The organism is Kluyvera sp. Awk 3, from assembly GCF_028069715.1.
Taxonomy (GTDB): Bacteria; Pseudomonadota; Gammaproteobacteria; order Enterobacterales; family Enterobacteriaceae; genus Kluyvera; species Kluyvera georgiana_A.
In genome coordinates this window covers 1-26,075 of the sequence record NZ_JANEWH010000065.1, presented here as the reverse complement: position 1 = coordinate 26,075, position 26,075 = coordinate 1, and the positions used below count along the sequence as shown (strand labels likewise).

Here is a 26,075-nt window from a genome sequence, read left to right as displayed (position 1 = left end):
GAAAAAATGAAACGATGTTTTATTTGCAATTGAAAACCCATTTCATCAGGGATAAGATACGTGCATTAACAAAACGGAACGAAGTTTCGTTCTGTAATAGAACATAAGACCACATTTTCCTGGAGGTTCAGGTGGAAGTAAGACAGAGCATTCATAGCGCTCATGCTAAAACGCTGGATACGCAGGGGCTTCGCGAAGAGTTTTTAGTTGAGCAGGTATTTGTCGCCGACGAATACACCATGGTGTACAGCCATATCGATCGCATTATCGTTGGTGGCATCATGCCGGTGGCGAAAACCGTATCGGTTGGCGGCGAAGTGGGCAAGCAGCTTGGCGTGAGTTACTTCCTGGAGCGCCGCGAGCTGGGCGTCATCAACATTGGCGGCGCGGGTACCATCACCGTTGATGGCCAGTGCTACGAAATTGGCCATCGCGACGCGTTATACGTGGGCAAAGGGGCTAAAGAAGTGGTTTTCGCCAGCGTCGACGCGGCGAAACCGGCGAAGTTCTACTACAACTGCGCGCCGGCACACACCACTTACCCGACCAAAAAAGTGACCCCTGCCGATGTAGCACCGGTGACCCTGGGCGATAACCTCACCAGTAACCGCCGTACCATCAATAAATATTTTGTGCCGGACGTACTCGAAACCTGTCAGCTCAGCATGGGCCTGACCGAACTGGCGCCAGGCAACCTGTGGAATACCATGCCGTGCCATACCCACGAGCGCCGCATGGAAGTCTACTTCTATTTCAATATGGATGAAGACAGCTGCGTGTTCCATATGATGGGGCAGCCGCAGGAAACGCGTCATATCGTGATGCACAACGAACAGGCGGTGATTTCGCCGAGCTGGTCGATCCATTCAGGCGTAGGTACCAAAGCGTATACCTTCATCTGGGGGATGGTGGGTGAGAACCAGGTCTTTGATGACATGGATCATGTAGCAGTGAAGGATCTGCGCTAGTCGCGGACAGCATTAGTTCAATGATGCCTGTCCGGTACAGGCGCTAACGATAAGGAATATAAAATGATTTTGGATTCATTCTCTCTGCAGGGCAAAGTTGCCGTTGTTACTGGTTGTGATACCGGTCTGGGTCAAGGTATGGCGCTGGGTCTGGCTGAAGCGGGCTGCGACATTGTGGGTATCAACATTGTTGAACCGACTGAAACCATCGAACGTGTAACCGCGATGGGTCGTCGTTTCCTGAGCCTGACCGCTGACCTGCGTCAGATCGACGGCATCCCGGCGCTGCTGGAGCGTGCGGTGGCGGAATTCGGCCATATCGATATCCTGGTCAACAACGCTGGCCTGATCCGTCGTGAAGACGCGATCGACTTCAGCGAAAAAGACTGGGACGATGTCATGAACCTGAACATCAAGAGCGTGTTCTTTATGTCTCAGGCGGCAGCTAAGCACTTCATCGCGCAGGGTAAAGGCGGCAAAATCATCAACATCGCTTCCATGCTCTCCTTCCAGGGCGGCATCCGCGTTCCGTCTTACACCGCTTCCAAGAGCGGCGTAATGGGCGTAACCCGTCTGATGGCGAACGAGTGGGCGAAACACGGTATCAACGTCAACGCGATTGCTCCGGGCTACATGGCGACCAACAACACCCAGCAGCTGCGTGCTGACGAAGAGCGTAGCGCCGCTATCCTCGACCGTATCCCGGCTGGCCGTTGGGGTCTGCCGAGCGACCTGATGGGGCCGATCGTGTTCCTGGCTTCCCCGGCATCTGACTACATCAACGGCTATACCGTTGCCGTAGACGGTGGCTGGCTGGCGCGCTAATTTTTAGCCTGCCCAATAAAAAAACCTGCTGCGGCAGGTTTTTTTATGCCTGTGAAAAGCATGGGCTGTATGAGATTTATCCATATAGGAAGGTGCAAATAATCCATACTTAAATGATGATAATGAAATTATCACCATTGTGTATTGCCTCTTACAGGCATTATGCAACACGGCTGGCTTCCATCTGAAAGTCAAATGTCCATCACAAAACGATGTGTCGCAGCAATATTGTCCATGTTAATAACCTTTCCCGCCTGACACTCCTGTTCATCAATCTCTTACTTTCGTTGTATGTCTTACTCTGTCTGGCAGGAAAATATGGCTTCAATCAGTAACGATCCTTCGCTCATGCCACGCACCCAGCGCGACACTCGACGTATGAACCAGTTTGTCTCGGTTGCCGCAGCGGTCGCGGGGCTGCTTTTTGGTCTCGATATCGGGGTGATTGCCGGCGCGCTGCCGTTTATCACCGATCACTTTGTGTTATCCAGCCGCCTCCAGGAGTGGGTGGTGAGCAGTATGATGCTGGGAGCGGCGATCGGCGCGCTGTTCAACGGCTGGCTGTCATTCCGCCTGGGGCGTAAATATAGCCTGATGGTCGGGGCCGTACTGTTTGTTGCCGGGTCGCTCGGCTCGGGTCTGGCGACGAACGTCGAAATGCTGTTGATCGCCAGGGTTATTCTCGGCGTGGCCGTCGGTATTGCCTCTTATACCGCACCGCTTTATCTCTCCGAGATGGCCAGCGAAAACGTGCGTGGCAAGATGATCAGCATGTATCAGCTGATGGTGACGTTGGGGATAGTGCTGGCGTTTTTGTCCGATACGGCCTTCAGTTACAGCGGTAACTGGCGCGCGATGCTTATCGTGCTGGCGCTGCCAGCGGTGGTGCTGATTGTGCTGGTGGTGTTCCTGCCGAATAGCCCGCGCTGGCTGGCGGAAAAGGGCCGTCATATTGAAGCCGAAGAGGTGCTGCGCATGCTGCGCGATACCTCGGAGAAGGCGCGTGATGAACTGAATGAAATTCGCGAAAGCCTGAAGCTGAAGCAGGGCGGCTGGGCGCTGTTTAAGGTCAACCGCAACGTGCGCCGCGCGGTGTTCCTCGGCATGCTGTTACAAGCGATGCAGCAGTTCACCGGTATGAATATCATCATGTACTACGCGCCGCGCATCTTTAAAATGGCCGGATTCACCACCACGGAACAGCAGATGATCGCCACGCTGGTGGTTGGCCTGACCTTTATGTTTGCCACCTTTATCGCCGTGTTCACCGTGGATAAAGCCGGGCGTAAACCGGCGCTGAAAATTGGCTTTAGCGTGATGGCCGTGGGGACGCTGGTGCTGGGCTACTGTCTGATGCAGTTTGATAACGGCACGGCATCTAGCGGGCTCTCCTGGCTGTCGGTGGGGATGACGATGATGTGCATCGCCGGTTATGCCATGAGCGCCGCACCGGTCGTGTGGATCCTGTGCTCGGAAATCCAGCCGCTGAAATGCCGCGATTTCGGTATCACCTGTTCCACCACCACCAACTGGGTGTCGAATATGATTATTGGGGCGACCTTCCTGACGCTACTGGATGCCATCGGCGCGGCGGGCACGTTCTGGCTGTATACCGCGCTGAACGTCGCCTTTATCGGTGTGACCTTCTGGCTGATTCCAGAAACCAAAGGGGTCACGCTGGAGCATATTGAACGCAAGCTGATGAAAGGTGAGAAATTGCGGGATATCGGCGTATGATGGAGTGCCCGGTGGCGGCTACGCCTTACCGGGCCTACAAGGTACGTCAAACGTAGGCCGGGTAAGGCGCAGCCGCCACCCGGCTTTTTTTACACCTTCGCTAAATACAGCGCCGGCATCCCCTCGGCGTCCGAGGTGTACAGCACCCACTTCCCGTCCGGCGAGAACGACGGATGCGGATGCGTCACCTGGCGATCGCCGTCCAACACCTTCCAGCTGCTGTTGTGCTGGCAGATCGCTTTTTTGTCGCCAGTTTTCAGATCAAACACCCAGATAAACGGATCGTTGAGGTTGATATCCCCGGTTTTATGCGGCGCGCCGTCGCCGACGACCAGTGAACCGTCGTGGTTACTCATCAGGTGAGAGCAGGGCGGAATCTCCATCAGCTGGCGATTTTCCAGCGTTGCAGGATCCGCGCTGTACAGATAGCGGTGCGGGCTGTTTTCCTGATGGGCGACGTAATAGAGCGCAGAGCCGTCCGGCACCCAAAATTCATGCGTAAAGCTCTCGCCTGGCTGCTGCTGGCGCACGCAGCGAACGTTGCTGCCGTCGTTGTTAATCAGCCACATGCGAGCGTCAATCGCATCACGCGGCCCTTCATGGCAGAACGCGACGGTATTGTCGTCGAACGGGCGGTAAATCGGATGACCGAGCCAGCGTTTTTCCTGCAAAATGGTCCGCTGTTCCCCGGTTTTCAGGTCAATGTTAATCAGGCGGCATTCCGGGTTAGTGAAGTAGAAGGCGCGGAACTTCGACCAATCGGTGAGCGGCTGCCAGTCGCTTTTCTTAATCTCAATGCCGACAAGCTGCGTGCAGTCGGAGTTAGCGACCCAGGTGCCGTAGGCCACCCATTGGTCATCCACTTCGTACACCACATGTTCTTCCAGCGTCGTGAGATCCACGCGACGCAGCTGGCGGGTATCTTTGACGTACCATAATGACTGGTCGTCATCGGAAAGAAAGCCGCCGAAGGTGTTATCGCCAGCACCGTCGGTCAGCTGGGTTGCCTGTTGGGCGGCAATATCCAGTAAGTAATAGTTCCAGTGCCCCTCGAACGCGCCGCCAAAAATCAGCTTGCTCCCATCGCGGGTAAAGCATTTTTGGTAGAAGTAGTTCCGGTGGCAAATAATGTGTGGTGGCGTCATCCGGATCACCTCGTGACCGGTTTCGCTGTCCTTCTGATGGCGGAAATTCAGCGGGATGATTTTGCCTTTCATGTCCTTTCTCCTTGAATAAAAAAATACCCCGCAACCGAAGTTGCAGGGTATTAACACATGATGGCGCGATTAGCGCATTGCGCGTTTCAGGATACGTTCACCCTGGCGCTGGAAGTCGGCTGCCGCGTCTTCAACCGATTTCTGACCATAGTCGATGTACTGCAGAGTGGTACCGAACTGGGCCACGATCTGCGGATCGTCGAAGTACGGAGACACGCTCAGTTTCGCCGGCAGAGACTGTGCCAGACGCAGGCCAGCAACGGACGGATCGCTCTCTTTCAGGATGCCGTCTTCGGTCAGGTATTTCACCGCAACCTTGCTCAGCGGCACGCCACGCTCCAGGCCCAGCGTATCCACGCCTTCTTTGCTGTTCAGCAGGAAGTTGATCACTTTCGCTGCCGCTTCCGGGTTCTTAGTCGACTTACCGATAGACAGCATCTGCGCCGGTTTGAAGAACAGACCCGCGTCGGTGGCGCCCGGCAGCATTGGGTAGCTACCCAGCTCCAGCTTCGCTGGCGGCTTCAGGTTGTCAGAGTATTTGTTAATGGTGGAGTTCCACATGTAGGTACCGCCCCACTCACCCTGAATCCACGGCTTCATCTCATACATGTTGCTCTTACCAAATGACGCATAGTATTTGGTGTCCGGCATCACGTGGCTATCGACCAGCTTTTTATACATCTGGAAGAACTCAACCCACTGCTCTTTGGTGTAGGAGAATTTCTTCGCCTTTTCATCAATCGCCGGGATGTTGTACTTCTGAATCATGTAAGAGTTCAGCAGCGCCAGGGTATCCTGGTGCTCCAGTACCACCGGGTAGTACTGTTTACCCAGCTTGCTTTCAAAGGTTTTACCCGCCGCCATCAGCTCGTCCCAGGTTTTCGGGTATTCAACGCCAGCCTGTTTCCAGGTTTCGTCGTTGAAGTAGAACACGCGCGCGGTGACAGAGATTGGGATCCCGTTCAGCTTGCCGTTGACGGTGGTGGACTGCAGCTCTTTGGCATCAAACTGGCTTAAGTCGATCACGTCCTTCATTTTGTTCAGGTCGTAGAAGCCGTCGCCGTTTTTGGAGAAGATCGGCAGCCAGTTCCAGTTAGTCTGCATCACGTCCGGCTCGGTACCGCCAGCGATCTGGGTGGTCAGACGGGATAAGTGGCCGTCCCAGCCGGTGTATTCCGCTTTTACGTTAATGTCCGGGTTCTGCTTGTGGAACTCTTCCAGCGCCTTCAGTGTGACCTGGTGACGGCCATTGCCGCCCCACCAGGACATACGAAGGTCAACATCCTTAGCCATAGACGGCAGGGCGGTAAGGCCCAGAGTGGCGGAGATTGCTGCGCTTAAAAGCACTTTTTTCATTTTAATACTCCAGATTAGAGGGAGAGGTTCTGTTCAGTTTTAGCGTCAAAAATATGGCATTTATTCATGTCAAACTTAAAGTACACCTTGCGATGAAGCCCCTTCTCAATCATTGGCTTAGCTTCATCTGAAGGGATGCGTGCCGTCAGCTCGTAGTTCGCGACTTTCAGGTAAACGAAGAACTCGTGCCCCATGTTTTCCACGCGGACCATCTCACCGCTGCAGCCGCCTTCAGCGAACGGCTCATCGGACAGGGAGACGAATTCCGGACGAATACCGTAGAACACTTCCTGATTTTCTTGCGCCGTCAGCTTGTTGTGCAGATCTTCGCTCAGCGGCATAAACTCATCGCCGATGCTCAGGTTCAGTCGACCCTCTTTGCTCACCAGTTTACTGGCGCGAATGTTCATTTCCGGCGCGCCGATAAAGCCCGCAACGAACATGTTTTTCGGTTTGTGGTACAGGTTGTCCGGGGTGTCTACCTGCATGATGTGGCCAAGCTTCATCACGCAGATACGGTCGCCCATGGTCATCGCTTCGGTCTGATCGTGGGTAACGTAAACGGTGGTTGCCGGCTTGCCGGATTTCTTCAGCTGCTTGTGCAGGTCGGAAATACGGATACGCATGGAGGCACGCAGCTTGGCGTCCAGGTTAGACAGCGGTTCATCGAACAGGAACACGTCCGGCTTTTTCACAATCGCGCGGCCTACGGCCACACGCTGCGCCTGACCACCGGAGAGCTGACGCGGCAGACGATCCAGCAGCTCTTCCAGCTCGAGGATTTTCGCCGCTTCGTTCACCTGGGCGTCGATCTGATCTTTCGGCATTTTGCTCAGCTTCAGGCCAAACGCCAGGTTCTCACGCACGGTCATGTGCGGATACAGCGCGTAGTTCTGGAACACCATCGCAATCCCGCGCTCTTTCGGCGCGAGGTTGTTGACGATCTTCTCACCGATGCGGACTTCGCCGCCGCTGATGGTTTCCAGGCCAGCCAGCATACGCAGGGTGGTGGATTTGGCGCAGCCGGACGGACCGACGATAACCATAAACTCCCCTTCTGCGATTTTCAGGTCGATACCATGTACCGCTTTGAAGCCGTTGGAGTACACTTTTTCCAGTTTGTTGAAAATAACTTCAGCCATGATATATCCCTCTTAACCTTTAATTCCGCTGCTGGTAACGCCCTGTACGAAGTAGCGCTGCGCCAGGAAGAACACAATGATGGATGGCAGAATGGAGATGCTCGCCATTGCCAGAATTTCGTTCCATGGCGCCCCTTCGGTGACGTCGATGGACATTTTCAGTGCCAGTGCAATCGGGTACTTATCAACGCTATAGACGTAGATCAGCGGGCCGATAAAGTCGTTCATGGACCACATGAACTGGAACAGGGCGACGGAGATAATCGCCGGCTTCAGAATCGGTACCACCACATACCACAGCACCTGGATGGAGTTACAGCCGTCAATCTGCGCCGCTTCTTCCATGTCACGCGGTACGCCGCGCAGGAACTGAATCAGCATGAAGACGAAGAACCCTTGCGTGGCGAAGGCCAGCGGCAGGTACAGCGGCATATAGCTGTTCAGCATGCCCATTTCACGGAACATCAGGTACTGAGGAATCAGCAGTACGGTGCTCGGCAGCAGCATGGTGGTGATGAGCGTCGCGAACCAGAATTTCTTCCATGGAATCTCGAAGCGGGCAAAGCCGTACGCCACGATAGTGGAGGAGATAATGGTCAGAATCACTTTCGGGATCACATACTTGAAGGTGTTCAGCATGTAATGACCGAAGGTGTACTCGGTACCGGTTTTCCAGCCGTTAATAAAGCCGTCCCAGGTGGCGTGTGCCGGCCACAGGCTCAGCGTGGTGAAGATCTCGTGGTTCGGTTTGAACGATGCTGAGAACATCCACGCCAGCGGGTAGAGCATTAACAGACCGACAATCAGCAGGATGGTGTAGCGAACCCATGCGTTGATCTTCTCACGGCGAAGGGTGCGGGCAACCTCACGTTCAGCGATGCTTCTTGCGTCGGAGATTTGTTGAATATCAGCCATTTTTGCCTCCCTTATCGGCGGAGTAGAACACCCAGTATTTTGAAGACTTAAAGGCAATGGCAGCGAAGACTGCTACAACCAGGAACAGAACCCATGCCAGCGCCGCGCCGTAACCCATGTCGAAGTACTTGAACGCTGTGTCGTAGATGTACAGCGAGAACAGGTACGTTGAGTAGGTTGGGCCACCGCCGGTGATGACGTACGGTCCGGTAAACTCCTGGAATGCCTGAGTGGTCTGCATGATGAAGTTGAAGAAGATAACCGGCGTAATCAGCGGCACGGTCACTTTCATAAACATCTGCCATTTAGAGGCGCCATCGATCATCGCCGCTTCGTACTGAGACTGCGGAACGTTTTGCAGGGCCGCCAGGAAGATAACCATCGCGGAGCCGAACTGCCATACGCGCAGCAGAGTTACGGACATCAGCGCCAGAGACGGTTCGCCCAGCCAGTTGACCGGATCGAAACCGAATACGCCGATAAAGCTATTCAGCAGGCCGTCGATGGCGAACAGCGCGCGCCACAGTACCGCGATAGCCACGGAGCTACCGAGGATAGACGGGATATAGTAAGCGGTACGGAAGAAGCCAATTCCGCGTAATTTAAAGTTAAGAACAAACGCAATCCCTAAAGCAAATGCCAGTTTTAATGGGATTGTCAAAAATACGTAGGCAAAAGTTACGCCCATGGATTTCCAGAAGAGCGCATCTTCAGTAAACATGTAGCGATAGTTTTCGATGCCGTTAAACACCGGCGGACTCATCAAGTCATACTCAGTAAAACTGAGGAAGAAAGATGAAACGAACGGGAAGGCCGTGAAGATTATCAACCCGATTATATAGGGTGAAATCCACGCCAAACCCAGCATTCTGTTTTCATTCATACATACCTACCTGGCGAACAAGTGTGTCAAACGGATTGGGTGTTGGTTACATCCCTCGCGCCTGCTGGCGCCAGAGCGTTTAAAGCGTTAACTTGGTGTCGGTCATGCAGCCTTTCCCTGTAAGTGAATGTAATACAATAAAAATTAACATCGTCCATTGTTCGGTGTTGTTGCGTTTCAAAATCTCATGCTTTGCGACAATCATTTTATAAAACACCGTTTTAAATTTATTTTATTGCGATTTGTTTCTACGTCATTCGATTAATCGTGAAAATGTGATCGGAGTCGAAACGATGTTTCATTATAGTGACGGCGATGGCGTTTTTGTCCCTCAGCCAGCACCATTCGGGGCTTCTGGTATGGAAGTTGACAGCCGAAATATCTATTAAGCGTGATATAATTGATTGTTGAAATGATTAAGGCGCTAATCTTTGTTGAGGGTGAAAAATATAAAGCCTCAGCGAAAAAGATGAGGCTTTGATCACAATAAAAGGCTTATTCTGGAAACATCCAGAATGTATACGTTGTATGACCCGTCAGTTATTTGTCGGAATCATCACAATACCGATTGGCGTTAAATTTGTGCAATGGCGCATCAAATCGCCCGGCGAGACAAACATGTTTTGGTTGGTCCGCAGCGCAGCCAGCGCATCGAAGCGCCTGACGGTGGTATCAAGGCCTAACAGCGACGCGTGCGCCTGGGCAAAATAGAAAATGGCTTCCGCCAGCGCATCGGTCATGGCGGGTGTCGGTTGCGTGTTATTGTCCATAAAGGCGTGGTGCAGAGCTTCGCACAGCGCTTCATCGCTGGCGGTTTCCGGCGCGGCGTTCATATCATATTGATTAAAGGTCACCTGGCGCTGCTTCATCCAGTCGGCGGCTTTATCGAGCAGCGTTTCGCCAATGGCCGAATCCAACTGTGTGGCATGACGGAACTGCAGGCGGAAGGCGCTTCCGGCATCGTCAAAGCATTGGGCGACGAACTGTGAACAGACCATCGGATGCTTACCGGGCGTCTGCTGTTGCTGAATAAACTGAGTTATCGTCGCGGTCAGCTTTTTCAGTATCCGAATAATCACCTGCTGTTTTGGGCTGGTTATCGAGAATTTTTTATACATCAACAACAAACCAACCATATACAGCCCGGCATGGTCATAGGGTTCCTGATTATTCAGGTGCTGGCGCGCCGCCTGAGTGACAGGCGTGAGCGGCGATGCTGTTGTGTGGCGATAAACATGAATGGTGCGGCCCTTAAAACGCTTTTCAGCAGGGTTGGTGGTTACCTGTGGCGGCATTTCTTCCACGATGGTGGGCGGGCAGGTCTCAAAATACATCGCGGCGTGACTGACCGGGGCATCGGTCAAAAAGGTAATCGCCCAGGAAATAAAACTTTTCTTTTCCGGTGAGAAGAGCAGCACATCCGCTGGGTGAAGATCGTTAAGTGAGAGTACTTTCATAAAATTCCCTTTTCATTTCCTGACCAGTGACGGCAGATACGCGCTAGCATAACGCGCCTTATTTTTCGGCGACTGTGATGGAAATCGACGTTAGATCTCAGCGGAATGCGTGAAAATTTGCGGGGAATCTGAGACGGTAGGGCAAACGGGATAAACGGAGAAACGCCGCCCTTCGCGATGAAAAGCGGCGGAAGCGTCGAAGCTTATGCTTTCAGGAAATCCTGGCGCACTGGGGTGAAGGTATCGAGCAGGGTACCGGCTTTCAGGCACACGCAGCCGTGCATGATGTTCGGCTGTTTGTACAGCGTATCGCCCGCGGAAACTACGTGCTTTTCGTCGCCAATGGTGAATTCAAACTCACCGGACAGCACGTAGGTCAGCTGCTCGTGCGGGTGGTTGTGCATTGGGCCAATCGCGCCCTGTTCGAAGTTGACTTCAACCGCCATCATCTTGCCATCGTGCGCGAGAATGCGGCGGGTAACGCCATTGCCCAGATCTTCAAGCGTGGTTTCTTTATGGAAAATAAACATCCGGCTGTCCTGTTTTATGTTGAAACGGTGTTTCATTAAATTTATATCAGAAACGATCAAAAAGAAAACGCGAGCCGCAGATGTGGAAAGTTGATCACAACTTTGCTTCACTGGCAGGACGACAACGCACAAGGAACCACGATGAAAACGATTGGTCTGTTAGGCGGGATGAGCTGGGAGTCGACCATTCCCTACTATCGCCTGATTAATGAAGGGGTAAAGCAGCGACTTGGCGGTTTGCATTCGGCGCAGATCTTACTGCACAGCGTGGATTTCCACGAGATTGAACTGTGCCAGTCACAGGGCGACTGGCAGCGTGCGGGCGAGATCCTCGCTCAGGCCGCGCGGGGCCTTCAGCAGGCGGGGGCGGAAGGTATCGTGTTGTGCACCAACACCATGCACAAAGTCGCTGAGGCGATTGAAACCGCCTGTGAGGTGCCGTTCCTGCACATTGCCGACGCCACGGGCCGTGCGATTCAAAAACAACGGATGAACAACGTTGCGCTACTCGGCACGCGTTACACCATGGAACAGGATTTCTACCGCGGACGTTTGCAGGCGGAATTTGGCATCAGTACGCTGATTCCCGAAGCGGACGATCGACAGAAGATTAACCAGATCATCTTTGATGAGCTGTGCCTCGGCGAATTCAGCGACGCCTCCCGCGACTATTACCTGAGCGTGATAGCGGCGCTGGCGAAGCAGGGCGCGCAAGGGGTGATCTTTGGCTGCACCGAAATTGGCCTGTTGGTGCCCGCTGAACTGAGCCCGCTCCCGGTGTTTGATACGGCGGCGATCCATGCCGAAGACGCGGTGGCGTTTATGCTCTCTTGATCTCGCTAAGCACCGCCTCCAGCGGGTCGGTAATGCGTGACAGATGCGCCTGAATATGGGCCGTAAAGGTCTCCAGCAGCGCCGAGGCCGGGCGGTGTAGCGGGCGAATCAGACTGACGGTGAACGGCACGTCGACGCTAAAGCGGCGAATGGCAACGCCGCTGTTGACGTAGTCCAGCGCCGTTAGCGGGTTCACCACCGAAAGGCCGACGCCGGCTTTGACCATCGCGCAGATTGACGCGGCGCTGTGCGTTTCGACCACCATGCGCCGCTTCACCTGATGCTCATTAAACAGCGCATCCAGCAGTTGGCGATAGCTGTCGGTGCGCGACAGGCTGATGTAGTTCTCGCCCTGAAAATCGGCGGGCGTCAGCACTGCTTTCGCGGCCAGCGGGTGTGCCTGCGGCAGAACGCACACTTCGTTGAGCGTGAGCAGCGGCGTGCGCTCGGTGCCTGCGGGCGTGTGCAGCGTCTCCGTCAGGCCCAGGTCGTGGCGCTGCGCCGACAGCCACTCTTCCAGCAGCGGCGACTCCTGCGGCACGATTTGAATATTGACCTGCGGGTAGCGCGCGAGGAACGGCTGGAGCAGCGGCGGTAAAAAAGATTGCGAGAACACCGGCAGGCAGACAATCGACAGCTCGCCCTGACGGAATTCGCGCAGGCTTTCGGCGGCGCTGACGATACGGTCCAGCCCATACCAGGATCGCTGCACTTCTTCAAACAGCCGCAGCCCTTGCACCGTCGGGTGCAAACGTCCTCGGCTGCGTTCGAACAGCTTTAAGCCGAGAACCTGCTCGAAGCGCGCCAGCTCGCGGCTGACGGTTGGCTGCGAGGTGTGCAGCATTCGCGCGGCTTCCGTCAGATTTCCCGCCGTCATAATGGCATGAAAGATTTCAATATGGCGCAGGTTTACGGCTGGCATCGGCGATCCTCACAGGTCTGTACTCCATATCATTTTTGCATAGACTCGCGATAAAACGATATTTTTTATTCTCTTTCGCCTGTGGCGTAATCATAAAAAAGATGATTACCGGAGTTCGCTATGCCACGCCCGCTCAACAATACCGACACCGACCTGACCGCTGACAACCTGCTGCGCCTGCCTGCCGAATTTGGCTGTCCGGTGTGGGTGTACGATGCGCAGATTATTCGCGCGCAGATTGCCAAACTGAATCAGTTTGACGTGGTGCGTTTTGCCCAGAAGGCGTGCTCGAATATTCACATTCTGCGTCTGATGCGTGAGCAGGGCGTGAAGGTGGATTCCGTCTCCCTCGGCGAGATTGAACGCGCGCTGGCTGCAGGCTATGAGCCGGGCGAAGGGCGTGACGATATCGTTTTTACCGCCGATATGATTGATGAGGCGACGCTGGCCCGCGTGCGTGAGTTACACATTCCGGTGAACGCCGGCTCAGTCGATATGCTGGAGCAGCTCGGCAGCATCTCTCCGGGGCATCGCGTGTGGCTGCGCGTTAACCCAGGGTTCGGCCACGGCCACAGTCAGAAAACCAACACCGGCGGCGAAAACAGCAAGCATGGCATCTGGTACAGCGATCTGCCGGCGGCGCTGACGGTGATCCAGCGTTATCAGCTGAAGCTGGTGGGCATTCACATGCATATCGGATCCGGCGTCGATTATGGCCATCTGGAGCAGGTGTGCGGCGCGATGGTGCGTCAGGTGGTGGAGTTTGGTCAGGATCTGGAGGCGATCTCCGCGGGCGGCGGGCTGTCAATCCCGTATCGCGAGGGCGAGGAGGCGATCAACACCGATCACTACTTTGGTCTGTGGAATGCCGCGCGTCAGCAAATCGCGCAACATCTGGGCCACCCGGTGAAGCTTGAGATCGAACCGGGGCGTTTCCTGGTAGCGGAATCCGGCGTGCTGGTGGCGCAGGTGCGCAGCGTAAAAGCGATGGGCAGCCGTCACTTTGTGCTGATTGACGCGGGTTTCAACGATCTGATGCGTCCGGCGATGTACGGCAGCTATCACCATATTTCCGCGATGGCGGGCGATGGTCGTGCGCTGGAAAACGCCCCGCAGATTGAAACCGTGGTGGCGGGTCCGCTGTGTGAATCCGGCGATGTCTTCACCCAGCAGGAAGGGGGCAAAGTGGAAACTCGCCTGCTGCCTGCGGTGGTCCCGGGCGATTATCTGGTGCTGCACGATACCGGTGCTTACGGGGCGTCGATGTCGTCAAACTACAACAGCCGACCGCTGCTGCCGGAAGTGCTGTTTGATAACGGTGTGGCGCGGTTGATTCGTCGTCGTCAGACGATTGAAGAGCTGCTGGCGCTGGAACTTATCCGAGGGAATGCCTGATGGCGCTGCGCTTATCGGGCCTACGGGGATGTAGGCCCGATAAGGCGCTTGCGCCGCCATCCGGCACGTTATTTGTAATACGGTCCCGTTGTGACCGAATCGCGCAATACCAGCGTGCCGGTGAACGGTGGTATGGTTTCAATCTCTTCGCCCGCGGCCAGCTTAATGGCCTGGTCAATGGCGGTGACGATCATGTTATCGATCGGCAGGTACACCGTCGACAGCCCCGGCTCCAGCCACTTGGCGCTCGGGGCATCATCAAAGCCAAACAGTGAAATATCCTGAGGAATATGTAGCCCCGCCTGATGCAGCGCCTTCGACGCGCCCAGCGCCATGTCATCGTTACAGGCAAACAGCGCGCTGAACTTCACTTTCTCTTCCAGCAGCGCGTTGCACATGTCATAGCCGCAGTTCATGGTCGAATCGCCATGCTTCACTTTTGCCGGATCCCATTTTATGCCGTTCTGTTCCAGCGCCCGACGGTAGCCCTGCAAACGCGCTTTACCGGTTGGCGTATGAATAGGAACGGTAATGCAGGCGATGTCCCGATGCCCTTGAGAAATCAGATACTCTACCGCCTGGAATGCGGCATCCTGCTGTTCGAAGAACACGCAGCGATCGCGCGCCTGGCTGACGTCGCGGTTAATGACGACCAGCGGCATCGGAGTCGTGTTCACCAGCGACATGATCGCTTTTTCGCTCATATGGCGGGTGTAGAGCACGATGGCGTCGCACTGGCGGTCGGCCAGCATCTGCACCGCCTGCTCTTCACGCTCGGGCGTATCGTGGCCATCGGTCACAATCAGCTGTTTACCCCAGGCTTCCGTCTGACGGGAGGCCTGCTGTAACAAACGACCAAAGTAGAAGCCGTCGAAGGTTGAGACAACGAGGCCAATGCTGTTGCTGGTGCGATTGGCCAACGAGCGCGCCAGAAAGTTGGGCCGATAGCCTAACTCCTCCATCGCTTTAAACACCTGTTTACGGGTGCTCTCTTTGACCTGACCGGTACCATTCAGCACACGGGAGACCGTTGCTTTCGACACGCCAGCGCGTATTGAGACATCCAGCATTGTTGCCATTGTTAATCCCTGAAACTCCGTGATGACCCGCAGTTTATCACAGACATTCACCACTCATACGAACTCTACAGCGGATAAAAAACCTATCGCGATCACGCTTTTGCAGTTAATCGCGCTAAGAACCGCTCCTCCGGCATGCGGTATACCAATAATTGTATTTCTTTCTGTTTGGAATACCAAAATAGAGGTTGGGAGCTTAATCACAGAACTTTTCGTTAAGGATGACTATTTTTGGTATGCCAAAAGGTGTTTGGCTGTACACCGTATGCGCGATAAAGCCCTTAAACTTGAGGTACTTTCTATGGCATTGCAGGACAAACTGATTGATTCGCTGGGGAGTTTCGCCACGAAATTCAATAGCTATCGCTATATCATGGCGATCAAACACGCCTTTATTACGCTGATGCCGGTGATCATCGTTGGCGCCTTCTCCGTACTGATTTCCAACATGGTGCTGGATCCGAAAAACGGTCTCGCCAGCTTCCAGTCGCTGTCGTTTCTGGCGTCTCTCAAACCGATTACCAGCGCCATCAACTACGCCACGCTGAACTTCCTCAACATTGGCGCCGTGTTCCTGATCGGCATCGAGCTAGGAAGAATCAACGGCATTAAGACCCTGTTCCCCGGCCTGCTGGCGGTGATCTGCTTTATCTGCGTCACGCCGACCACCGTACAGATGATGGTCGACGGGCAAATGCACGAAGTTAAAGATGTGCTGCTGCGTCAGTTCTCTGACACCCGCAGCCTGTTCCTCGGCATGTTTATCGCCATTCTGTCGGTTGAGATCTACTGCTGGCTGGAAACGCGCAACGGGCTGAAGATCAAAATGCCGGACACCGTGCCGCCGAACGTCGCCGCGTCGTTTTCAGCGCTGATCCCGGCGATCATTACCGTCACCGCGATCGCCACCTTCGGCTTCATCTTCCATCAACTGACCGGCATGTACCTCTACGACGCGGTTTATCAGGTGGTGCAGCAGCCGCTGGAGCGGGTGATGCAGAGCCTGCCGGGGATCCTGCTGCTGATGTTCGTGGCGCAGATCTTCTGGGTGATCGGCATTCACGGTAACCAGATGATCAAACCCATCCGCGAACCGCTGCTGCTGGGGGCGATTACCGTCAACATGAGCGCCTTCGAGCAGGGTAAAGAGGTGCCGAATATTATTACGATGCCGTTCTGGGACGTGTATATGAGCATCGGCGGGTCCGGACTGACTATCGGGCTGCTGATCGCGGTGATGATTGCCACCAAGCGTAAAGAGATGAAAGAGATCGCCAAGCTGTCGATTGGCCCGGGGATCTTCAACATCAACGAGCCGGTAATCTTCGGTATGCCGATCATGCTCAACCCGATCCTGGCGATTCCCTTCATTATTACCCCGCTGGTGACCGGCAGCATCGGCTATTTCGCCACCGTCACCGGGTTTGCTGGTAAAGCCGTGGTGATGGTGCCGTGGACCACGCCGCCGCTGATCAACGCCTGGCTGTCGACCGCAGGCTCGATGGGCGCGGTAGTGACGCAGCTGATTTGTATCGTCGTGGCGGTGCTGATTTACCTGCCGTTCGTCAAAATCGCCTCCCGCCGCGCCGAGATTTCCGAACGCCTGGCGGCCAAATCCCCGGCTACCGATAACTTCTGAGGACGCTATGAGTACAAAACGGATAACGATTCCCGATGATTTTATTCTCGGGGCCGCGGCGTCAGCCTGGCAAACGGAAGGCTGGAGCGGTAAAAAGCCAGGCCAGGATTCCTGGCCCGATCTCTGGTACAAGAACGACCGTCACGTCTGGCATAACGGCTACGGCCCGGCGGTTGCCACCGATTTTATCAACCGCTTTCGCGAAGACGTGCAGCTGATGAAGCTAGCGGGGTTGACTCATTACCGTACCTCCATCAACTGGTCGCGTTTTTTAACCGATTACGAGGCGGTTACGGTGGATGAAGAGTATGCCGCTTATTACGACCAGCTGTTTGATGAGCTGCTGGCCAACGGTATTGAGCCGATGATCTGCCTTGAGCACTACGAGCTGCCGGGCTACCTGCTGGAAGAGTACGGCGGTTGGGGCTCGAAAAAAGTGGTTGAGCTGTATGTGCGCTACGTGGAGCAGGTGTTTGCCCGCTACCATCACAAGGTGACGCGCTGGTTTACCTTTAACGAGCCGATTGTGGTGCAGACCCGCGTCTATCTGGATGCGCTACGCTGGCCGTATGAGCAAAACACCGGCAAATGGATGCAGTGGAATCACCACAAGGTACTGGCGACGGCGAAGGTGGTGCAGCTATTCCGCGAGAAAGGCTATCAAGGGACCGTCGGCTGCATCCTCAACCCGGAGGTGACTTATCCGCGTTCATCCGCCGCTCACGACCTGCGGGCGGCAGAGGTGTACGATCTGTTCTACAACCGCGTATTCCTAGACCCGCTGGTACACGGTGCTTACCCGGCAGAGCTGTTCACGCTGCTGGAGAAACATGCGGTTGCCTGGGACTACAGTGCCGACGAACTGGCGATCATCCGCGACAACACGGTCGATGAACTGGGCATTAATCTCTACTACCCGCATCGGGTAAAAGCGCCGTCCCGCGCCTGGCATCCCGGGACGCCGTTCCACCCGGCCTGGTACTACGAACCGTTTGAACTGCCGGGCAGAAAGATGAACAACTCGCGCGGTTGGGAAATCTATCCGCAGATTGTCTACGACATGGCGATGCGCATCAAAAATGACTATCGCAATATTCCGTGGTTTGTCGCCGAGAGCGGTATGGGGGTGGAAAATGAGGCCCAGTTCCGCAATGCCGATGGCGTGATTGCCGACGACTATCGGATCCGTTTTATCAGCGAGCATCTGTGGCAAACGCTGCGGGCGAAAGAAGACGGCGCCAACTGTCACGGCTATATGCTGTGGGCCTTTACCGACAACGTTTCGCCGATGAACGCCTTTAAAAACCGCTACGGGCTGATTGAAATCGATCTCCAGAACGACCGAGCGCGGCGGCCAAAAGCCTCTGCCCGCTGGTTCCGTCAACTGCGCGACAGCCGCGAGCTGACGGTGGATATCGATGATGAATGGCGCTGATTTTTGCTAAGATAGCGCCGGTATTGGCATAACGTACAGGTGAAATTGTGGAGAAGGCTACCGTCCCGCCGGAAAAGAAACCCTATCAGGAGATTGGCGATGATTTGCGCGCCCAGATTATGCAGGGCCGCTATCCCGTCGGGTCGCGCCTGCCGCCGGAACGCAATATCGCTGAAACTTACGGCGTCAGCCGTACCATCGTGCGCGAGGCGCTGCTGATGCTGGAACTACAGGGTACGGTTGATATTCGCCAGGGCTCCGGCGTGTACGTGATGCGTATTCCGCAAGAAAGCGATGGTGAGGAAGAGCAGATGCTGAGCAGCGACGTTGGGCCATTTGAAATCCTGCAGGCGCGCCAGTTGCTGGAGAGTAACATTGCCGCTTTCGCCGCGAAGATGGCCACCCGCGCAGATATCGACAACCTCAAGCAGATTATCGAACAAGAGCAGCGGGCGATTGCGCTCAACGATACCAGCCAGGACAACGGCCGCCTGTTCCACCTGGTGCTGGCCGGGGCGACGCAAAACCAGATGCTGCTGGCGACTATCGAGCGCGTCTGGATCCAGATGGACAGCAGCCCGCTGTGGCAGCAGTTTAACGCTCATATTGCCAGCCGCACCTACCGGCTGAAATGGCTCGGCGATCGGCAGACTATTCTGGCCGCGCTACGCCGCCGCGACGTCATGGGGGCCTGGCAGGCGATGTGGCAGCATCTTGAGAACGTCAAAAATAGCCTGATGGAGCTGTCTGACGAAGACGCGCCGGATTTCGACGGCTATCTGTTTGAATCGGTTCCCATCTTCCAGGGAAAATTAATGTGACCATCCTGCCGCTCTACGACCGTCCGCAGTACGCCGGTCAGGTGACCGACTGGCTATGGCACGCCTTTGGCGGCGAAGGTCTGTCGCGGGCATTTTTTGCCAGCATCATTGACCACAGCCAGCGTCCGGGCGCACTGCCGCTGACGTTTATTGCCGTTGAGGGCGATAAACTGTCAGGAACGGTGGGGTTGTGGCGCTGCGATTTAATCAGCCGTCAGGATCTGTGGCCGTGGATGGCTGCGTTGTACGTCGCGCGAGAGGCGCGTGGCCGCGGTCTGGCGGGCCAGCTACAGCGGCACGTGATGTCCTGTGCCGCGCAGCTGGGATATACGGAACTGCACCTCTATTCGGCATGTCGGGATTTTTACGAACGCTTCGGCTGGCAGTACCTCGGTGATGCCCTCGATTACCCGGACACCACCGTCCATCTTTATCGCTACGATTTAACCTCTTCCGCCGGGGCTATCACCGAGTGACGGCGAACCAGCGTCGGGCTGAACAGGTGGGTGATATCCGGTAGCGGCTTGTTCTCTGCCAGCGCCAACGCCAGCTCGGCGGCCTGGGTGGCCATGGTGACAATCGGGTAGCGGATGGTGGTCAGCCGTGGTCGCACGTAGCGGGAAACTAGCACGTCATCGAAACCAATCAGCGAAATCGCCTGCGGTACGTCGATACCGTTATCATTTAGTACGCCCATCGCGCCCGCCGCCATCGAGTCGTTGTAACAGGCGACGGCGGTAAACTGCTTGCCGCGACCGAGCAGCTCGGTCATGGCCTGTTCGCCGCCGCTTTCATCCGGCTCGGCAAAGGTTACCAGCCGGTCGTTGCACGGCAGCCCGTGCTCTTTTAGCGCGTCGTAGTAGCCTGCCAGTCGGTCTTCCGCATCCGAAATCGCGTGGTTGGAACAGATATAGCCAATGCGCGTATGCCCTTGTTGAATCAGATGGCGAGTCGCCAGCCAGGCGCCGTAACGGTCGTCCAGCGCCACGCAGCGTTTTTCAAAACCGGGCAGAATGCGGTTGATCAACACCATGCCGGGCATTTGCTTCATTAAATCTGCCAGTTCAGCGTCGGGAATCAGCTTGGCATGCACCACCAGCGCCGCACAGCGGTGGCGGATGAGTTGCTCAATGGCCTGACGTTCTTTCATCTCATTATGGTAGCCGTTGCCAATCAGCAAAAAATTGCCGGTGTGATAGGCGACCTGCTCCACGGCTTTAACCATGGCGCCGAAAAAAGGATCGGAGACGTCGCCCACCACCAGGCCGACGGTTTCCGTCGACTGCTGCGCCAGCGCGCGGGCATTGGCGTTGGGATGATAGTTGAGGGTCTCCATGGCGGAGTTCACCGCCTGACGCGAGGCATCGCTGGCTTTTGGAGAGTTGTTGATGACGCGGGAAACGGTGGCGACGGAGACGCCTGCCATCCGGGCCACATCTTTAATTGTCGCCATAATATGCCTTAAACAAAATTCGATGGGTAAACGTTTACACCCTAACAGTTTTACGGAAATCCCGGTGCTATTCAAGGCCGAGTCTGTGGTGGATTGCACAATATTGATGCGCGTATGGTGCTTTGTGGAAGAGTGACACCGCGCTTTTGCAACTAAACAGGAATATTCAAACGTTTGCTTACACTTTGCGAGATGCTGTTGCGAATGTCTGCTGGAGAACGCGTTACGCGAGTTGCTAATCTGATTGTCCCAGAGGTATTGATAGGTGAAGTCGCCCACAAGGTTGACCACTCAATTACACCAACCTGCGCAGATGCGCAGGTTTTTTTTTGCCTGAATTCACGCTGTTACAGTTCCCCATAATCGCAATACCTCGTTGCATTTCCGCTCATTCTCTTGCGGTTTTAAACTGGCTGCCAGGCGGTAGGGGGGAGACAATAGCGGTCCCAGAGGTATTGATTGGTGAATGTTTCAAAGTACGCTTTGCGTACGCATCACTTACACCGACCTGCGCAGAAGCGCAGGTTTTTTTTTGCAAAAAAAAGATAGGGTTAATCTAACCCTATCTTTTTTCTTGATAGATGAGACTTGGTTTACTGCGGATGCCAGGCATCAAAACGGCATTCCCACAATCTGGCGAGAGCATGCTGACGATTAGCATGGCGACCACAGACGACAAAACTCTCGGCGTTATTTTTAATTTTGGTGACCCATCTTCTTTTGATATTAATAATGACCCCAATCGGCTCTTTGTCGTGAAAAAGCGTTGTATAGCAATCTCTTTCTACCAGCCGATATGATTGATGGTTATTGTTGGTCATTTTACGCCTCTCACATCTGTTTTTTATTGCAGATTAAGCCGAAGGATATCGCGCTAGTCCACTCTCAAAATAGGTTTGGCAAACCCAGTTTTCAGGGAATAGCTGCCTCGGTGGCGCACTTCAGTATGTCATCAATATCTAGCGTGAATTTTAAATTTAACCATTCAATTCCTGCGGAGGTAATCTTATTGTTTTTAAGATCGGCGATGGTGGCACAGTCCAGTTCCGGAAACCATTTTAGCGGTAGTGCCAGCACTAACCCTCCCTTGAATTCAATACCCAAATGCCTGGCCGTAAATCTTATTCTCTTTACAGATACCGTATTGCTCATAAAAGCTTGTCCATAATAGAGGCGCAAAATAGCGTCTATAAATACTCAATAAAAACTCAGGTCTGGCGTCACGGTATCATTGTTCTTGTGATTTATAAAATGAATGATATGAATAAAATTCATTCCAAGAAGGAATGAATTGTGGAGATTTTGCCGGAAAACCAAGCTCAGAAAGCGTAAAGTAGCGAGGAAACTTAATTCTCATCGCGTTATAAGTTTGTGCGATACATCACTAAAATGAATGGTTTTACTCCGTATCCTAAGACAAATATTTTAAACGGAGAACGATAACAGTAATGAAAAAACAGATTGTACTGACTATGATAGCGCTGGCATGCCTGGCTACGAATGCACAGGCTGCTGATAAACTGGCGGGAAATGAAATACTTGCTGTTCAGAAAGGCGGTGTGCCCGACAAGGTTTATACTCAGGACAAACCAACGTTACGCATCGCGACCTACAATATCGGTAAAAATGAGGCTTCCGATAACGTTGCTGATTTTACTGCACTTAATTCGGCTATTAAAAAAATCAATGCCGATATTATTGCCGTTCCTGAAGTGGATAACAAAACGCAGCGTAGTCAGAAGGTCGACCAATTAAAGACCATTGCCGATGCCAACAAAATGCACTATGCGTTTGGTAAAGCGTTAGATTTTGATGGCGGTGAATATGGTTTGGGTATTCTGTCAAAATATAAAATTCTGCATTCACAGGTTGTGAAGCTGCCCTCCGGAAATGCTGAACAGCGCGTTGCGCTGCTGGCGCAGGTAGAAGTGCCGGGATTTGATTCCGCTCCCATTATTATGGTGACTCACCTCGACTGGCAAAAAGAGCCTACGATACGGACCGAGCAGGCGCGTTATTTGCTTGATCTGAGTATTGGAGACGCAGCGTCCGATTTTAAAGATATTGCCTCTTCGATTAAGATCCTGGCGGGTGATTTCAACTCAACCCGTGAAGAACAGCCGATAAAAGAGATCGGTTATTTCTTTAATGAAGTCGCGAAGAAAGGCACGGATACCCGCAGTTGGCCTGCCATTAATCCGGCCATTGATATCGACCATATCTTTACGTTTAAAGGCCAGAAGTGGGACGTGAAGAAGATGGAGATTCCACATAATTCGCCTGAGTTTAACTGGTCTGCGGCAAGCGATCATCTTCCGGTGATTGCCGAGCTTGAACTGACAGAACAGTAAATGACCTACGGGGGCCCCTCAGGGTCCCCGGTTCCTGTCTCGTCCATGTACGAATCGTAAGTCATCTTTTTGCCGCAATAATATTCCTGCCCGCTGCTTTTCCTCAGTGTTCTCGTGTACCCTTTGCAAAGATAAATCTTTGGCAAAAGGAGTTGGTATGCTTCTCTGTTTCTTCCGACAGCTTTTCAGGGTGTTATTCAGGGTACGGATGACCGGTAGCACCGAGGCGTTAAGCCAGCCTAAAGTGCTGATTACGCCCAACCACGTCTCGTTTATCGACGGCATTTTGCTGGCGCTGTTTCTCCCGGTTCGCCCGGTTTTTGCCGTCTACACCTCGATTTCCCAAAAATGGTTCATGCGCTGGCTGACGCCGATCATCGATTTTGTCCCGCTCGACCCGACAAAACCGATGTCTATCAAGCATCTGGTGCGCCTGATCGAACAGGGCCGCCCGGTGGTGATTTTCCCGGAAGGGCGCATTTCAGTCTCCGGTTCGCTGATGAAGATTTACGACGGCGCGGCCTTTGTGGCGGCGAAGTCCGGGGCGACGATTATTCCGGTGCGTATTGAAGGTGCGGAACTGAGCTACTTTAGCCGCCTGAAAGGGCTGGTGAAGCGCCGCCTTTTCCCTCGCATCCAGCTGCACCTGTTGCCGCCAACCACGCTGCCAATGCCGGAAGCCCCGCGTGCGCGTGACCGTCGCCGCATTGCCGGCGAAATGCTGCACCAGATTATGATGGAAGCCCGGATGGCGGTGCGTCCGCGTGAAACGTTGTATGAATCGCTGCTGACGGCGATGCACCGATACGGCGAGAAAAAAGCGTGCGTCGAAGATATCAATTTCCAGCCGGACAGCTATCGCAAGCTGCTGACCAAAACGCTGTTTGTGGCGCGTATCCTCGAAAAATACAGCCAGAAGGGCGAAAAGATCGGCCTGATGCTCCCGAATGCCGGTATCAGCGCCGCCGTTATCTTCGGTGCGATTGCCCGCGGCCGTATTCCGGCGATGATGAACTACACTGCCGGGGTCAAAGGGCTGTCCAGCGCCATTACCGCCGCGCAAATTGGCACGATTTTTACCTCGCGCACGTTTCTTGATAAAGGCAAACTCTGGCACCTGACCGAGCAGTTGACCCAGGTTCGCTGGGTATTCCTCGAAGATTTAAAAGGCGATGTGACCACCGTCGATAAGCTGTGGATCTTTTCACGCGTGCTGATGCCGCGTCTGGCGCAGGTGGCGCAGCAGCCGGAAGACCCGGCAATCATCCTCTTTACCTCCGGTTCGGAAGGCCACCCGAAAGGCGTGGTGCACAGCCACAAAAGCATTCTGGCGAACGTCGAGCAGATCAAAACCATCGCCGACTTTACCGCCAATGACCGCTTTATGTCGGCGCTGCCGCTGTTTCACTCGTTTGGCCTGACGGTCGGGCTGTTTACGCCGCTGCTGACCGGCGCGGAAGTGTTCCTCTACCCTAGCCCGTTGCACTACCGCATGGTACCGGAGCTGGTGTATGACCGTAACTGTACCGTCCTGTTCGGCACCTCAACGTTTTTAGGCAACTACGCGCGATTCGCCAACCCGTACGATTTCTATCGTCTACGCTATGTCGTGGCCGGGGCGGAAAAGCTGCAACAGAGCACCAAAGAGCTGTGGCAGGACAAGTTCGGCCTGCGCATTCTGGAAGGCTATGGCGTGACCGAATGCGCGCCGGTGGTCTCAATTAACGTGCCAATGGCGGCGAAACCGGGCACGGTAGGGCGCATTCTGCCGGGGATGGACGCGAGATTGCTGGAAGTACCGGGCATTGAGCAAGGCGGTCGTCTGCAGGTGAAAGGGCCGAACGTGATGTGCGGCTACCTGCGCGTTGAGAACCTAGGCGTGCTGGAAGCGCCGACGGCGGAGAATCAGCACGGTGAGCGGGAAACCGGCTGGTACGACACCGGGGATATTGTCGCTTTTGACGCCCAGGGCTATGTGCAGATTCAGGGGCGGGCAAAGCGGTTTGCTAAAATTGCCGGCGAAATGGTGTCGCTGGAAACGGTCGAACAGCTGGCGCTGGGCGTATCGCCTGAGAAGATGCACGCCACGGCAGTGAAAACCGATGCCAGCAAAGGCGAGGCGCTGGTGCTATTTACCACCGATAATGAACTGACCCGCGACAAACTGTTGCAGTATGCGCGGGCCCACGGCGTGCCGGAGCTGGCGGTTCCTCGCGACATTCGCTGGATGAAACAGCTGCCGCTGCTGGGCAGCGGTAAACCGGATTTCGTCACCCTTAAGAGCATGGTTGCAGAGACGGAACACCCACATGAGTGAGTCAGTACACACTAACACCTCTATCTGGTCGAAAGGCATGATGGCGGTTATCGCCGCCCAGTTCCTCTCGGCTTTTGGCGACAACGCGCTGCTGTTTGCCACGCTGGCGCTGATGAAGCAGCAATACTATCCGGACTGGAGCCAGCCGGTGCTGCAAATGGTGTTTGTGGGCGCTTACATCGTCTTTGCGCCGTTCGTCGGCCAGGTGGCGGACAGCTTTGGTAAGGGCCGGGTGATGATGTTCGCCAACGGCCTGAAGCTGCTCGGCGCGGCGATGATTTGCGTGGGGCTGAATCCGTTTATCGGCTATACGCTGGTGGGTATCGGTGCGGCGGCTTACTCGCCGGCGAAGTATGGCATTCTCGGGGAACTGACCACCGGCGATAAACTGGTGAAAGCCAACGGTCTGATGGAAGCTTCGACGATCGCGGCGATTCTGATCGGCTCGGTGGCGGGCGGCGTGGTAGCTGACTGGAGCGTGGTGGGCGCACTGGCGCTTTGCGCGATCGTCTATGGCGGCGCGGTGGCTGCTAACATTTTTATTCCCAGGTTGCCAGCCGCGCGTCCGGGCCAGTCCTGGCGTTTTCGCCCCATGACCCACAATTTCTTTAACGCCTGCAATGTGCTGTGGCACAACGGTGAAACGCGCTTTTCTCTGCTTGGCACCAGCCTGTTCTGGGGCGCGGGGGTGACGCTGCGCTTCCTGTTGGTGCTGTGGGTTCCGGTGGCGTTAGGGATTACCGATAACGCCACGCCAACCTATCTGAATGCGATGGTGGCGGTGGGGATTGTGGTGGGG

Annotated in this window: 24 protein-coding genes; 12 read left to right on the top strand and 12 right to left on the bottom strand. The window is 54.7% G+C overall.

Features of this window, described 5'->3' with window-relative positions; all coding sequences use genetic code 11:
• Positions 1-131: 131 nt before the first annotated feature.
• The 3 genes from kduI (at position 132) to araE (ending at position 3,530) form a co-directional block, all read left to right on the top strand.
• Positions 132-968 (top strand): 5-dehydro-4-deoxy-D-glucuronate isomerase, encoded by an 837-nt coding sequence (gene kduI / locus NNN71_RS14490; protein WP_064542907.1) that lies wholly within the window; start codon positions 132-134, stop codon positions 966-968.
• Between the two features lie 63 nt (positions 969-1,031).
• A complete protein-coding gene (kduD, locus tag NNN71_RS14485; protein WP_064542911.1) occupies positions 1,032-1,793 on the top strand; it encodes a 2-dehydro-3-deoxy-D-gluconate 5-dehydrogenase KduD in 762 nt (253 codons plus the stop codon).
• Between the two features lie 318 nt (positions 1,794-2,111).
• Positions 2,112-3,530 (top strand): arabinose-proton symporter AraE, encoded by a 1,419-nt coding sequence (gene araE / locus NNN71_RS14480; RefSeq protein ID WP_271458780.1) that lies wholly within the window; start codon positions 2,112-2,114, stop codon positions 3,528-3,530.
• A gap of 89 nt (positions 3,531-3,619) precedes the next feature.
• Here araE and NNN71_RS14475 read toward each other — a convergent pair whose 3' ends face one another.
• The 7 genes from NNN71_RS14475 to NNN71_RS14445 form a co-directional block, all read right to left on the bottom strand.
• The gene (locus tag NNN71_RS14475; protein ID WP_271458779.1) at positions 3,620-4,747 is read right to left on the bottom strand and encodes an oligogalacturonate lyase family protein; all 1,128 of its coding nucleotides are present in this window, start codon (positions 4,745-4,747) and stop codon (positions 3,620-3,622) included.
• A 69-nt stretch (positions 4,748-4,816) separates the two neighbouring features.
• Positions 4,817-6,103, bottom strand: coding sequence for an ABC transporter substrate-binding protein (locus tag NNN71_RS14470; protein WP_271458778.1), 1,287 nt, complete (start codon positions 6,101-6,103; stop codon positions 4,817-4,819).
• Between the two features lie 14 nt (positions 6,104-6,117).
• A complete protein-coding gene (locus tag NNN71_RS14465) occupies positions 6,118-7,245 on the bottom strand; it encodes an ABC transporter ATP-binding protein (protein ID WP_167575086.1) in 1,128 nt (375 codons plus the stop codon).
• 12 nt (positions 7,246-7,257) lie between these two features.
• Complete coding sequence (locus NNN71_RS14460) at positions 7,258-8,160, bottom strand: carbohydrate ABC transporter permease (protein WP_064542924.1); 903 nt, start codon at positions 8,158-8,160, stop codon at positions 7,258-7,260.
• On the bottom strand, positions 8,153-9,043 hold the full coding sequence (locus NNN71_RS14455; protein WP_064542927.1) for a carbohydrate ABC transporter permease: 891 nt from the start codon (positions 9,041-9,043) through the stop codon (positions 8,153-8,155). The genes NNN71_RS14460 and NNN71_RS14455 overlap by 8 nt, the downstream gene beginning before the upstream one ends.
• A 536-nt stretch (positions 9,044-9,579) precedes the next feature.
• Positions 9,580-10,500, bottom strand: coding sequence for a hypothetical protein (locus NNN71_RS14450; protein ID WP_223803893.1), 921 nt, complete (start codon positions 10,498-10,500; stop codon positions 9,580-9,582).
• A gap of 203 nt (positions 10,501-10,703) precedes the next feature.
• A complete protein-coding gene (locus NNN71_RS14445; protein WP_163449353.1) occupies positions 10,704-11,030 on the bottom strand; it encodes a cupin domain-containing protein in 327 nt (108 codons plus the stop codon).
• A gap of 141 nt (positions 11,031-11,171) precedes the next feature.
• Here NNN71_RS14445 and NNN71_RS14440 point away from each other — a divergent pair, with 141 nt between their 5' ends.
• Positions 11,172-11,864: an aspartate/glutamate racemase gene (locus NNN71_RS14440; protein WP_223803894.1), complete on the top strand. Its 693-nt coding sequence runs from the start codon at positions 11,172-11,174 to the stop codon at positions 11,862-11,864.
• Here the strand turns inward: NNN71_RS14440 and NNN71_RS14435 are convergent.
• Positions 11,851-12,786, bottom strand: a complete 936-nt coding sequence (locus NNN71_RS14435; RefSeq protein WP_271458777.1) for a LysR family transcriptional regulator — start codon at positions 12,784-12,786, stop codon at positions 11,851-11,853. The two genes, NNN71_RS14440 and NNN71_RS14435, sit on opposite strands and share 14 nt — an antisense overlap.
• Before the next feature lie 120 nt (positions 12,787-12,906).
• Here NNN71_RS14435 and lysA point away from each other — a divergent pair, with 120 nt between their 5' ends.
• Entirely contained in the window at positions 12,907-14,181 is a 1,275-nt protein-coding gene (gene lysA / locus NNN71_RS14430; RefSeq protein ID WP_271458776.1) for a diaminopimelate decarboxylase, read from the top strand.
• Between the two features lie 68 nt (positions 14,182-14,249).
• On the opposite strand, the gene NNN71_RS14425 is transcribed toward lysA, so the two are convergent.
• The gene (locus tag NNN71_RS14425) at positions 14,250-15,260 is read right to left on the bottom strand and encodes a LacI family DNA-binding transcriptional regulator (protein WP_163449350.1); all 1,011 of its coding nucleotides are present in this window, start codon (positions 15,258-15,260) and stop codon (positions 14,250-14,252) included.
• A 301-nt stretch (positions 15,261-15,561) separates the two neighbouring features.
• Between NNN71_RS14425 and NNN71_RS14420 the strand changes: the two genes are divergently transcribed.
• Genes NNN71_RS14420 through NNN71_RS14405 form a run of 4 tightly spaced genes read left to right on the top strand, consistent with a single transcriptional unit; the run spans position 15,562 to position 19,631 of the window.
• Positions 15,562-16,899: a PTS sugar transporter subunit IIC gene (locus NNN71_RS14420; RefSeq protein ID WP_064542950.1), complete on the top strand. Its 1,338-nt coding sequence runs from the start codon at positions 15,562-15,564 to the stop codon at positions 16,897-16,899.
• Between the two features lie 7 nt (positions 16,900-16,906).
• Positions 16,907-18,334, top strand: coding sequence for a glycoside hydrolase family 1 protein (locus tag NNN71_RS14415; protein WP_271458775.1), 1,428 nt, complete (start codon positions 16,907-16,909; stop codon positions 18,332-18,334).
• A gap of 47 nt (positions 18,335-18,381) precedes the next feature.
• Positions 18,382-19,155: a GntR family transcriptional regulator gene (locus tag NNN71_RS14410; protein WP_064542956.1), complete on the top strand. Its 774-nt coding sequence runs from the start codon at positions 18,382-18,384 to the stop codon at positions 19,153-19,155.
• Positions 19,152-19,631: a GNAT family N-acetyltransferase gene (locus NNN71_RS14405; RefSeq protein WP_271458774.1), complete on the top strand. Its 480-nt coding sequence runs from the start codon at positions 19,152-19,154 to the stop codon at positions 19,629-19,631. Before NNN71_RS14410 ends, NNN71_RS14405 begins: the two co-directional genes overlap by 4 nt.
• On the opposite strand, the gene galR is transcribed toward NNN71_RS14405, so the two are convergent.
• The 3 genes from galR to NNN71_RS14390 form a co-directional block, all read right to left on the bottom strand.
• A complete protein-coding gene (galR, locus tag NNN71_RS14400; protein ID WP_163449346.1) occupies positions 19,592-20,608 on the bottom strand; it encodes an HTH-type transcriptional regulator GalR in 1,017 nt (338 codons plus the stop codon). The genes NNN71_RS14405 and galR overlap by 40 nt on opposite strands.
• 593 nt (positions 20,609-21,201) lie before the next feature.
• Entirely contained in the window at positions 21,202-21,429 is a 228-nt protein-coding gene (locus NNN71_RS14395) for a hypothetical protein (protein ID WP_271458773.1), read from the bottom strand.
• Between the two features lie 91 nt (positions 21,430-21,520).
• The gene (locus tag NNN71_RS14390) at positions 21,521-21,760 is read right to left on the bottom strand and encodes a DUF2442 domain-containing protein (protein ID WP_271458772.1); all 240 of its coding nucleotides are present in this window, start codon (positions 21,758-21,760) and stop codon (positions 21,521-21,523) included.
• A 296-nt stretch (positions 21,761-22,056) separates the two neighbouring features.
• Here NNN71_RS14390 and NNN71_RS14385 point away from each other — a divergent pair, with 296 nt between their 5' ends.
• The 3 genes from NNN71_RS14385 to lplT all read left to right on the top strand — a co-directional run.
• Positions 22,057-22,959 (top strand): endonuclease/exonuclease/phosphatase family protein, encoded by a 903-nt coding sequence (locus tag NNN71_RS14385; RefSeq protein ID WP_271458771.1) that lies wholly within the window; start codon positions 22,057-22,059, stop codon positions 22,957-22,959.
• A gap of 157 nt (positions 22,960-23,116) precedes the next feature.
• Positions 23,117-25,276: a bifunctional acyl-ACP--phospholipid O-acyltransferase/long-chain-fatty-acid--ACP ligase gene (gene aas, locus NNN71_RS14380; protein WP_271458770.1), complete on the top strand. Its 2,160-nt coding sequence runs from the start codon at positions 23,117-23,119 to the stop codon at positions 25,274-25,276.
• Positions 25,269-26,075, top strand: an 807-nt coding sequence (gene lplT, locus NNN71_RS14375) for a lysophospholipid transporter LplT (protein WP_271458769.1), incomplete at its 3' end; no start/stop codon positions are given. The genes aas and lplT, both read left to right, overlap by 8 nt.

Coding starts and splice junctions, on each gene's coding strand:
- kduD (WP_064542911.1), top strand. CDS start 1,032: ATGATTTTGGATTCATTCTCTCTGCAGGGCAAAGTTGCCGTTGTTACT.
- araE (WP_271458780.1), top strand. CDS start 2,112: ATGGCTTCAATCAGTAACGATCCTTCGCTCATGCCACGCACCCAGCGC.
- NNN71_RS14475 (WP_271458779.1), bottom strand. CDS start 4,747: ATGAAAGGCAAAATCATCCCGCTGAATTTCCGCCATCAGAAGGACAGC.
- NNN71_RS14470 (WP_271458778.1), bottom strand. CDS start 6,103: ATGAAAAAAGTGCTTTTAAGCGCAGCAATCTCCGCCACTCTGGGCCTT.
- NNN71_RS14465 (WP_167575086.1), bottom strand. CDS start 7,245: ATGGCTGAAGTTATTTTCAACAAACTGGAAAAAGTGTACTCCAACGGC.
- NNN71_RS14460 (WP_064542924.1), bottom strand. CDS start 8,160: ATGGCTGATATTCAACAAATCTCCGACGCAAGAAGCATCGCTGAACGT.
- NNN71_RS14455 (WP_064542927.1), bottom strand. CDS start 9,043: ATGAATGAAAACAGAATGCTGGGTTTGGCGTGGATTTCACCCTATATA.
- NNN71_RS14450 (WP_223803893.1), bottom strand. CDS start 10,500: ATGAAAGTACTCTCACTTAACGATCTTCACCCAGCGGATGTGCTGCTC.
- NNN71_RS14445 (WP_163449353.1), bottom strand. CDS start 11,030: ATGTTTATTTTCCATAAAGAAACCACGCTTGAAGATCTGGGCAATGGC.
- NNN71_RS14440 (WP_223803894.1), top strand. CDS start 11,172: ATGAAAACGATTGGTCTGTTAGGCGGGATGAGCTGGGAGTCGACCATT.
- NNN71_RS14435 (WP_271458777.1), bottom strand. CDS start 12,786: ATGCCAGCCGTAAACCTGCGCCATATTGAAATCTTTCATGCCATTATG.
- lysA (WP_271458776.1), top strand. CDS start 12,907: ATGCCACGCCCGCTCAACAATACCGACACCGACCTGACCGCTGACAAC.
- NNN71_RS14425 (WP_163449350.1), bottom strand. CDS start 15,260: ATGGCAACAATGCTGGATGTCTCAATACGCGCTGGCGTGTCGAAAGCA.
- NNN71_RS14420 (WP_064542950.1), top strand. CDS start 15,562: ATGGCATTGCAGGACAAACTGATTGATTCGCTGGGGAGTTTCGCCACG.
- NNN71_RS14415 (WP_271458775.1), top strand. CDS start 16,907: ATGAGTACAAAACGGATAACGATTCCCGATGATTTTATTCTCGGGGCC.
- galR (WP_163449346.1), bottom strand. CDS start 20,608: ATGGCGACAATTAAAGATGTGGCCCGGATGGCAGGCGTCTCCGTCGCC.
- NNN71_RS14395 (WP_271458773.1), bottom strand. CDS start 21,429: ATGACCAACAATAACCATCAATCATATCGGCTGGTAGAAAGAGATTGC.
- NNN71_RS14390 (WP_271458772.1), bottom strand. CDS start 21,760: ATGAGCAATACGGTATCTGTAAAGAGAATAAGATTTACGGCCAGGCAT.
- NNN71_RS14385 (WP_271458771.1), top strand. CDS start 22,057: ATGAAAAAACAGATTGTACTGACTATGATAGCGCTGGCATGCCTGGCT.
- aas (WP_271458770.1), top strand. CDS start 23,117: ATGCTTCTCTGTTTCTTCCGACAGCTTTTCAGGGTGTTATTCAGGGTA.